The sequence below is a fragment of the Desulfosporosinus sp. BICA1-9 genome, from assembly GCF_000802135.1.
This window is the reverse complement of sequence record NZ_JUEE01000124.1, coordinates 1-8,626: the sequence shown is the minus strand read 5'-3', so window position 1 is coordinate 8,626 and position 8,626 is coordinate 1. Positions and strand designations below refer to the sequence as shown.

The following is an 8,626-nucleotide window of genomic DNA, read 5'->3' as shown; positions in this document are numbered from 1 at the left end:
ATCGCCACGTTAAGCAACACCATGGAAGATATGATGCATGGACAAGGCGAAATGGGCATGGGCATGGGTATGGGTATGGGTATGTCCTCCTATTCCACGACAAGTTGGAAAACAAAAACCCTTACGGTGTCAGGACCCCTCGGGACTTTAGCCATCGCACAGGTCCGCTACCCTGCAACCGCACAAATTCTCAATCCCCAAGATGTCCGCTTCCAATCCTCAGTCTTTCGCTCTCTACTCTTCGCTGGAGGATTGGCGCTTCTATTTGGGATTATTCTCAGTTACTTTACAAGCCGTCAACTCGTCGCTCCACTCAAACGATTAACGAAAGCTGCTGATCGTATTGGTCATGGGCACCTTGACGAACGCGTTTCCGTTCGCTCCAAAGACGAGGTAGGGCAACTAGCGAACGCTTTTAATATGATGGCCGACAATTTGGATCGCCAAGAAACCCTCCGCAAACAGTTTACCGCCGATATCGCCCACGAACTGCGCACTCCCTTGACCTCGATCAAAAGCTATATTGAAGCCTTTCAAGATAACGTCCTTCCAGCTAATCAAGAAAATCTCTCCTCCATTCATGAGGAGATTGACCGATTAGTAGACTTGTCCAGCGATCTAAAAGACTTAAATATAGCAGAAATCGGTGCTTTAAAGCTAATCCTCGAACCTGTGGACTTAAAGCTTCTTCTTGAAAAAATCATTCGCAGCCTTTATCCCCTCATCCAGGAAAAGGAATTAACTCTAAATTGGAACGTCTCGGAAGAATCCGTGACTACGTCCGGAGACGAGCGCCTTCTGACCCGGCTCTTCTACAATCTGGTGCATAATGCTTATCGGTACTCTAACGCAGGCGGTCAGGTTACCGTCGTGCTTACAGAAACACCGGATTTTGCTGAAATTAAGATTACAAACACAGGTATAGGCATCTCGGAAGACGACCTTCCTTTAATATTCGAGCGTTTTTACCGAGCTGACAAATCTCGAACCCGTGAGACAGGGGGAACTGGAATTGGTCTGGCGCTGGTCCGCCAAATTATAGACCTCCATCAAGGCACGATCACCGTACAGAGTGAAGTCGGGCATGAGACTGAATTCATCGTCCAGCTTCCTAAAGAGATAAAAGTAGTGGCTGAGGATTAGATTTCCTCAGCCACTACTTTTATGTTTCCATTTATGCCACTTCTTAGGACTTATCTTCCCATGGATCCCATCATATTGTTGCCGCTTGATTTTTGGGCTGGCTGTTGAGAAGCGTTAGAATTGTTCGGTTTGTTCGTTCCAGTCATTCCTTGCGTGTGTTGGGAACTATTCATCTGGTCATTCATTTGAGTGTTCATAGGCATATTTTGCATTTGAGTATTTATCGGCATGTTTTGCATCTGAGTATTTACTGGCATGTTTTGCATTTGATCATTCATGGACACGGCGGAACTCCTCATTTGATCGTTGACATCTGTCTTGGATGGAACTGTTTGATCAGGCTGAGTGGTTTCTACCTGCTCAACTTCGGTGCTTGTGACATCATTGTTGTTCATATAGGCCTGTGCAGTCGAAGCTTTTGGCTGCATATCCGTGGTATTTTTGCCAATTGTAGTAGCGTTTACGATCCCTGCCAATCCAAGTACCATAACCATTGATAATGAAACCATTAAAACTCTCTTCTTCATAATTCATTCAAATCCTTTCATAATTCGTAACTTGGTGTTTACTTTGTAACTCTAATACTTGAAGCAATTTGTGATCTTCAGTCTGGCTGTCACCTCCTGTAGTCGCTAAAGTATTCGTACACCTGTTTAATTATCAAGGGGTAGGTTGAAAAAATTTTTTAAAAGTCAGGCATGAGACTGAATTCATCGTCCAGCTTCCATAAGAGATCAAAGTGGCTGAGGAATAGCTCCTCAGCCACTTTTATTTAGAACATATGCGATATCAGATTCACCAACTCATGGACAAAAATCTGTCGCCTCAGTTGATTCTGCCTTAGAATATATATGGATCTCAGCATATTGTTACTCCAGATGTTTAGTCTATTAACTGTTTATGACTTTATAACCAGCATCTTCTACGGCCTTAATAAGTAATGAACGTTCAGTCGTTCCTAAAACTACTGCTTGTTTACTAGCTAAATCGACTTCTGCTTGAGTAACACCAGGTACATTTGATAACGCTTTTTCAACTGAACTCTTGCAGTGACCACAAGTCATTCCCTCAATTTTTAATACAGTACCATCTTGTGGATTCAACGCATTCCCTCCAGAATGACCTTTATTCGAATGTCCACAGCAACCACTCATTTCAACATCTCTCCTTTTTTAAAAGGTAAAATCTTTGGCTTGTTATCTCCCTTTGCAATGAACCAAATATATCGTACAAACTGGTGTTATGATTCCAAAAATCAGCTCAAAATATCCTTATTTAAAGTTAGAACTTGAATTAACACAATTTAATTTTGTAAGGAACACAATTCATTGCCAACTTAAACACAACGGAGTCTTGAAGTCGGGGTCTTCTTGCTAACGTTTGATAAAATTATGTTCAAAAAAACCGTAAATTTCTCATGAAGAAAGGACCCTGATTGATGTTCAGGATCCCTTCTTATATGCAACGCATCCAACTGTCCGGCATTACTAGTCTACATTTTCTTATCGAATCCGTCGAGCGCCTAGATAACGTTTTGCCCAATAGCTATCCGACAAGCTCTGAATATCTACTCCTTTACTAGCAGCTCCGATTGTACGCCCTCCACCAATATATATCCTCACATCCGTAGCACCAGGGGCATAGGTTTGGAAAAAAACGAGATCTCCAGGTCTTAACTCATTACGGCTGACAGGTGTGCCAAGTTTGTACTGATCGGCGGCAACTCGAGGTAGAGTAATCCCGGAAGCTTTGAACACATATTGCACAAATCCGGAACAATCAAATCCTTTTAGACTCGTTCCGCCCCAAACATAAGGAATCCCTTGTAAACTTAGGGCACGGCTAATGAGCTTGTCAACATCTAAACTTCCCCTAGACACTTGGGATACTGGAACCTGTTTAGTCCCAGAGGCCACCTTCAGCGAAGAAGCGCTAGGCTTTTTAACGGTCTGAGGTTTTTGAGTCGTCTTGTCCACGGTCGCTGGAGTTTTCGTTTCAACAGGAGTTGACGTTTGCTTTTCGTCAGGAAGATTATTACTTTCAGGTTGTGACACGTTCGTTTTGACCTCGATCTTAGGTGTCCAATTAAATGCCTCACGCATTCTCTCAGAATATACTTTCGATGTGGAAACTGCTAAAGAAGGATTTTTGAGTAAGGTAGTTTGAACTGTATCAAACTTTGGGACATCCTGAGAATTGAGCATTGCAGCTTGAGATGGGGTTATCCCCGTTAAGCTGCTTGTCAAAATAACACCCGCAAGGGCAACCCCACTAAACCACTTTTTCTTGGGAATTAACACTAAGTTGTCCACCTTTCTTTACTTACGAGGTTAGTTGACGGATTCGGGCTAAGGTGTAAGCCCTACATGTTCTACACATGATTCACCCCACATGAAATCCCCCGTTCTGAGCATCCAAAAGCTCAGATTCAGCACTTTAATTATTATGTTTCACATTAAAGGTAATGTAAGAATGGAATGAAACGATCTCAACCCCCTTCTGAATACCACTTAATGATACTACACAAATATGAATTCCCCATGAACGGGAATCTCTAATTGACGATCACTTCACGCGAACCTATTCTCAGACTCGAACATATACTTTCCTAAAATGCTAAAGGACGTGAACGGATATGGTGGTCTCGCCAGATCTCCCCAGCTTACCCTTTATTTTGAGAAATGGAGTAAAATACTTTGAGTTAATTGCCCAACCCGTACAACGGGAGATTCTTCCTGGACTCTACATTAATGCTTGGGGATATAATGGTAGTACACCCGGACCGACTATCCATGTTTATCCAGGGGACTTTGTCAATATTCGTGTTTTCAACAGGCTTCCCGAATCAACTAGCGTGCACTGGCACGGTTTAGATGTTCCAAACGTCATGGATGGTGCCCCTGGTATGACAACTAGCCCTGAGATTGGACCCGGAAACTATTTTGACTATCAATTTCAGATTAATAATCCACCCGGTACTCACATGTATCACGCTCATTTGGATGCGCTGCGTCAGGAAATGATGGGCCTACAAGGCGGCCTGATTATTTTGGAACCAGACCAACCAAGCTGCGTTCATCGTGATTACTTCCTCATGTTCCAGGAGTTCCATGTCGACAAACAGCCCATGCGAGGATATACACCCGGTGTCTATGATCTCGATCCTTACAATATGGACTATAATTTCTTTACAATTAATGGGCGATGTTTTCCAGACACCACGCCACTAGAAGTCTGTATTGGTGAGAATGTTCGCATTCGTTTGAGTAATGCCATGGAAACCGCCCACCCAATCCATCTCCACGGCCATCAATTCTATGTAACCGCTTCTGATGGCAACACGATTCCTCTTGGTCAACGACTTTTGCGAAGCAATATATTAGTTGCTTCTGGAGATACTTGGGATATTGAGTTTTCGGCTAATAATCCCGGTCAGTGGCCTTTTCACTGCCATATACCGCACCATATGACCAATAACATGTCTAAATCGGGAGGCGGGATGATGACAACGGTTCTTTATAAACAGTGAACTCGTTCAGCTAAAGCTGAACATCGAGGCTTCAGGTACGAAAGCCTCCTGAGACGATAGTCTCCAGTAACGAAAGCCTCCGGTAACGATATTCTCCAGTACGATAGTCTCCAGTGGAGAGTATCGCCGAAGCCGCAAACCCTCAAAGGAATACCTACCGGCGTAGGATAGAGTATCGCCGAAAGCGCACAGTCTTTAACAAATACATTCGCGCTGAGGATTGGTTTCGCCGAAGCAGTCTATCCAATAAGGAACACTCCGCGGCGAAGGATGGACTCTAACCCCACCTCTGAAGTTTACGAAGAACTTGCTAGATAACAAACAACGGTATGTCTGGTACTAAAGAGAGAATAGCTGTTAGCTAATAAAAAAGGGCAGTTTCTCCCATGGGGTAACTGCCCTTTTGTTGCTTTCGCTGGCCAATTCCCTTTTTACTTTGCGTCAATAGTATTTAGAATCGGTCCCTGCCAGTTTTCAAACCAAACCTGACCTGTGTATCCATTAACATCAAGTTCCGCGTAATCCTTACCATCTTTCTGAACCATAAATTCATAGTAACCAGGAGCCAGTTCCGGTTTTCCGATTGAATATCCTTGGCCCAATTTGGATACGAACTCTTGAGCACTCTTCGTGGCCTGTTCTTCGCTGACTGTAACCGCCCCGTTATTTCCCCAATTCATATGTCCATATTTTGTATTCCACATAATATTTGGACCCATGTCAGTTATGATCTGTCCGCCATTCTTGTAAACCATAACTTCATAGGCTTTAGCCCCTGTCGCTCCCTCTTTGAGCTCTACTTCATATCCATTTGCAAATTCATAAAGTTCGGCCACAACGACGTCTTGGTTAAATTTTTGAATATATGCCTTAGCAATGGCTAGTGCTTGATCAGATGTGGTGACTTCGCCATTTGTGAGGTCTACACCTAAGCTTTTTGCATCATAGCCGCCTCCCATCATGCCATAACCGCTACCGCCCATCATACCGTAACCGCTACCGCCCATCATACCGTAACCGCCACTGTATCCATTAGCACCGAAACCTCCCATCATGCCATAACCACCACCATATCCATTAGCACCGAAACCTCCCATCATCCCATAGCCTCCACCATTCCCATTAGTACCGAAGCCTCCCATCATTCCATAGCCTCCACCATATCCGTTGGGTCCTGGAGTGGTAAGCACATCAGAGTTATCATTTGGGGAAGACAGTGCTAAAGTTATAGGTTGAGGTGTCCCAAGCTGACTACTCTGTGTCGTTGTTTCAACTGTCTGTGTGAATCCAAGAGTTTGTCCCAACGATTTCACGGCACCTGAACCAGAGGTTAGGGCGAAAGCCGTACCCGAAAGCGCTATCACGCTTGCAATTGAGAGTCCTACAATCCATTTTGTCTTGTTCATTTCTTTTTCCTCCTTTAATTTCAACCAAGAATGTTTTCACAGCAACCCTGTCTTTATGTCTTAAGTATATTTAATCAATTCGATTATGCTGTGAATGAGTTATGAATTTCTTATGAATTTTCTCTCGAATTCGATAAAACTCATAACAAAACTGTGAATTTCCCATTAAATAAGGGACTCTGATTGATTCAGAATCCCTCTAAGCAATAAACTGATTCGAACTCCACAGTGCTGAAGTCCAATTGAGTCGATAACGTGCGCCATCCCCTCGAAAATCCTAATCCGAACCGTTCTCTTCTGACGTTAATGGCTCAATTTTATGACAATTGCAAAAAAATCAAGTATAACAACCTTCTTTGCCCAAGCCCCTGGGCTTTTTTTAATTCCATAAACACCTGATAATCTTCCGTGCTGCCAGTGGAAGCTAGGACTAGCTACCATAATTTCTCTAATAGAACCAAACAATATTATGGCTTCTGTTCACAAGAAATTCATAAGTTTTTCATAGTAAGTTCATAAAAATCTGGTATCTTGAGTCTAGGGCTCCCCATGACAATGCAAGATTGGAAATCACGTGGCTTCAATTACTCCAGCAGGAAGACTTAGTCTTCTTTTCTATTGCTACGAGATTGTCGCTCATGTTGACTCTATAAATATTCTAATCGTCCAAGCAAACTTGACTGGATTTCTAAAACTCGGAAATATTCGGAAAGGCTCAGACCCTGAATAATCGGTCTGAGCCTTTCCAGATCTTACGGCATTCGTCCGTACACCTACGGCACATATATTCACCTTCCTGACAATGATTATCTTTCATTGAAAAAATCAAGCAGCCATGTAAGCTGCCTGATCTCAACTTATCTTCCCATACTTCCCATGGATCCCATCATATTGTTGCCACTTGATTTTTGGGCTGGCTGTTGAGAAGCGTTTGAATTGTTCGGTTTGTTCGTTCCAGCCATTCCTTGCGTGTGTTGGGAATTAATCATCTGGTCATTCATTTGAGTGTTCATAGGCATGTTTTGCATTTGATCATTCATGGACACGTTCGAACTCCTCATTTGATCGTAGACATCTGTCTTAGATGGAACTGTTTGATCCGGCTGAGTGGTTTCTACCTGCTCAACTTCCGTGCTTGTAATATCATTGTTGTCCATATAAGCCTGTGCGTTCGAAGCTTTTGGCTGCATGTCCGTGGTATTTTTGCCGATTGTAGTAGCGTTCACGATCCCTGCCAATCCAAGTACCATAACTATTGATAGTGAAACCATTAAAACTCTCTTCTTCATAATTCATTCAAATCCTTTCGTAATTCGTTACTTAGTGTTTGCTCTGTAACTCCAATACTTGAAGCAATTTGTGATCTTCAGTCTAGCTGTCACCTCCTGTAGTCGCTAAAGTATTCGTACACCTGTTTAATTATCGAGGGGTAGGTTGAGAAATTTTCTTGACAAACTTTTTTCACTGGGTACCCCCTTAAATTTCTGATACATATACGAAAATATCCATAAGTGGAGGGGTAGAAGTGCCAGAATTAACGATTCAGCAAACTTTACTACTAGCCAAAGAAGGAAACGAACTTATTAGAGAAGAGTTTATACAAAATCACAAGCCATTTATCATGAAAATCTGCTTCAACATCTGTAAACGCTATCTCACCTGGGGACATGATGACGAGCTAAGCATCGCTCTAGTCGCTTTTAATGAAGCTATAGACAGTTTTAAACCTAACGACGGAGCGTCTTTCTACGGTTTTGCCAAAACAGTTATTACTCGACGGTTGATAGACTACTTTCGCAAAGAGTCTAAACATCAAGTACTCTCTCTTACCCCGTTGGAGGCTGACAAAAATGATCTATATGATTATGATTCAGCATCATCTTTTGAACTATATAAAGAAGAAGAACAAAAAAATGATTTTGCTGAGACAACAAAAAACTATACCATTGTACTAGCCGAGTACGGAATAACATTGGAAGACTTAGTCGAAGTTTCCCCGAAGCATAGAGACAGTAAGTCAACTCTTTGGAGAGTTGCCCAAGAGCTTTGTGAACACCCTAATTTATTAAAACACCTAACTAAAACTAAGCTTTTACCGCTCAAAGAGTTAGAACTCCTTACAGGCGTGAAGCGAAAGGTTCTAGAAAGAGGTAGAAAATATTTGATCGCAACAGTTCTAATTCTATCGGATCCAGAATTCGTATCTTTGAAAAGTTTCACTCAGATAGACCAATAACTTAAAGAGAGGGGTTAGCTTAATGAAGAAGACGAGAGGCATTGTCATGAAGACATCAAAAAAAGCCACCATCCTTTACACTGAAAGCGGTGACTATTTGGAAATCAAAACGCCGAAGACCACTCCTGCCCTCGGACAGGTTATTGAAATCGAGCTACCTGTGCATAAACCTTTAAGTCATAGACTCCTCAGATTTGGTTCTATCGCGGCAATCCTGCTACTCGCCTTAACTCTAAGTGTCTACAATATAGTCTCAGTGCCTAATACTGCTGTGGCTGCTGTTGTGATGGATATGGACACAAGTTTGGAACT

9 protein-coding genes and 1 riboswitch are annotated in these 8,626 nt (G+C 42.5%); of the genes, 4 read left to right on the top strand and 5 right to left on the bottom strand.

The features are described from left to right. On the top strand, nt 1-1,143 hold a 1,143-nt coding region (locus tag JL57_RS14840; protein ID WP_034142808.1), incomplete at its 5' end, for a cell wall metabolism sensor histidine kinase WalK. A 50-nt stretch (nt 1,144-1,193) separates the two neighbouring features. On the opposite strand, the gene JL57_RS14835 is transcribed toward JL57_RS14840, so the two are convergent. The 3 genes from JL57_RS14835 to JL57_RS14825 form a co-directional block, all read right to left on the bottom strand. After that, the gene (locus JL57_RS14835) at nt 1,194-1,670 is read right to left on the bottom strand and encodes a hypothetical protein (RefSeq protein WP_034142807.1); all 477 of its coding nucleotides are present in this window, start codon (nt 1,668-1,670) and stop codon (nt 1,194-1,196) included. A 363-nt stretch (nt 1,671-2,033) separates the two neighbouring features. Further along, nucleotides 2,034-2,297 carry a heavy-metal-associated domain-containing protein gene (locus tag JL57_RS14830; RefSeq protein WP_034142806.1) on the bottom strand — a complete coding sequence of 88 codons (264 nt, stop codon included), beginning with the start codon at nt 2,295-2,297 and terminating at the stop codon, nt 2,034-2,036. 348 nt (nt 2,298-2,645) lie between these two features. Continuing rightward, nucleotides 2,646-3,443 carry a C40 family peptidase gene (locus JL57_RS14825; RefSeq protein WP_034142805.1) on the bottom strand — a complete coding sequence of 266 codons (798 nt, stop codon included), beginning with the start codon at nt 3,441-3,443 and terminating at the stop codon, nt 2,646-2,648. Nucleotides 3,444-3,447: 4 nt separating this feature from the next. Then, nucleotides 3,448-3,587: riboswitch (cyclic di-AMP (ydaO/yuaA leader) on the bottom strand. Between the two features lie 191 nt (nt 3,588-3,778). Between JL57_RS14825 and JL57_RS14820 the strand changes: the two genes are divergently transcribed. Next, nucleotides 3,779-4,672 (top strand): multicopper oxidase family protein, encoded by an 894-nt coding sequence (locus JL57_RS14820; RefSeq protein ID WP_034142804.1) that lies wholly within the window; start codon nt 3,779-3,781, stop codon nt 4,670-4,672. A gap of 431 nt (nt 4,673-5,103) precedes the next feature. Here the strand turns inward: JL57_RS14820 and JL57_RS14815 are convergent, their stop codons facing one another. Together JL57_RS14815 and JL57_RS14810 are read right to left on the bottom strand one after the other, a co-directional pair. Continuing rightward, a complete protein-coding gene (locus JL57_RS14815) occupies nt 5,104-6,078 on the bottom strand; it encodes a hypothetical protein (RefSeq protein ID WP_034142803.1) in 975 nt (324 codons plus the stop codon). An 857-nt stretch (nt 6,079-6,935) separates the two neighbouring features. Next, nucleotides 6,936-7,367, bottom strand: a complete 432-nt coding sequence (locus tag JL57_RS14810; protein WP_034142802.1) for a hypothetical protein — start codon at nt 7,365-7,367, stop codon at nt 6,936-6,938. Between the two features lie 236 nt (nt 7,368-7,603). On the opposite strand from JL57_RS14810, the gene sigI reads away from it, so the two are divergent. Continuing rightward, nucleotides 7,604-8,314 carry an RNA polymerase sigma-I factor gene (gene sigI / locus JL57_RS14805; RefSeq protein WP_034142801.1) on the top strand — a complete coding sequence of 237 codons (711 nt, stop codon included), beginning with the start codon at nt 7,604-7,606 and terminating at the stop codon, nt 8,312-8,314. A gap of 22 nt (nt 8,315-8,336) precedes the next feature. Continuing rightward, on the top strand, nt 8,337-8,626 hold a 290-nt coding region (locus JL57_RS14800), incomplete at its 3' end, for an anti-sigma factor domain-containing protein (protein ID WP_034142800.1).

What these genes read in the sequence shown, in the direction of transcription:
- JL57_RS14835 (WP_034142807.1), bottom strand. Translation starts at nt 1,670, where the DNA reads ATGAAGAAGAGAGTTTTAATGGTTTCATTATCAATGGTTATGGTACTT.
- JL57_RS14830 (WP_034142806.1), bottom strand. Translation starts at nt 2,297, where the DNA reads ATGAGTGGTTGCTGTGGACATTCGAATAAAGGTCATTCTGGAGGGAAT.
- JL57_RS14820 (WP_034142804.1), top strand. Translation starts at nt 3,779, where the DNA reads ATGGTGGTCTCGCCAGATCTCCCCAGCTTACCCTTTATTTTGAGAAAT.
- JL57_RS14815 (WP_034142803.1), bottom strand. Translation starts at nt 6,078, where the DNA reads ATGAACAAGACAAAATGGATTGTAGGACTCTCAATTGCAAGCGTGATA.
- JL57_RS14810 (WP_034142802.1), bottom strand. Translation starts at nt 7,367, where the DNA reads ATGAAGAAGAGAGTTTTAATGGTTTCACTATCAATAGTTATGGTACTT.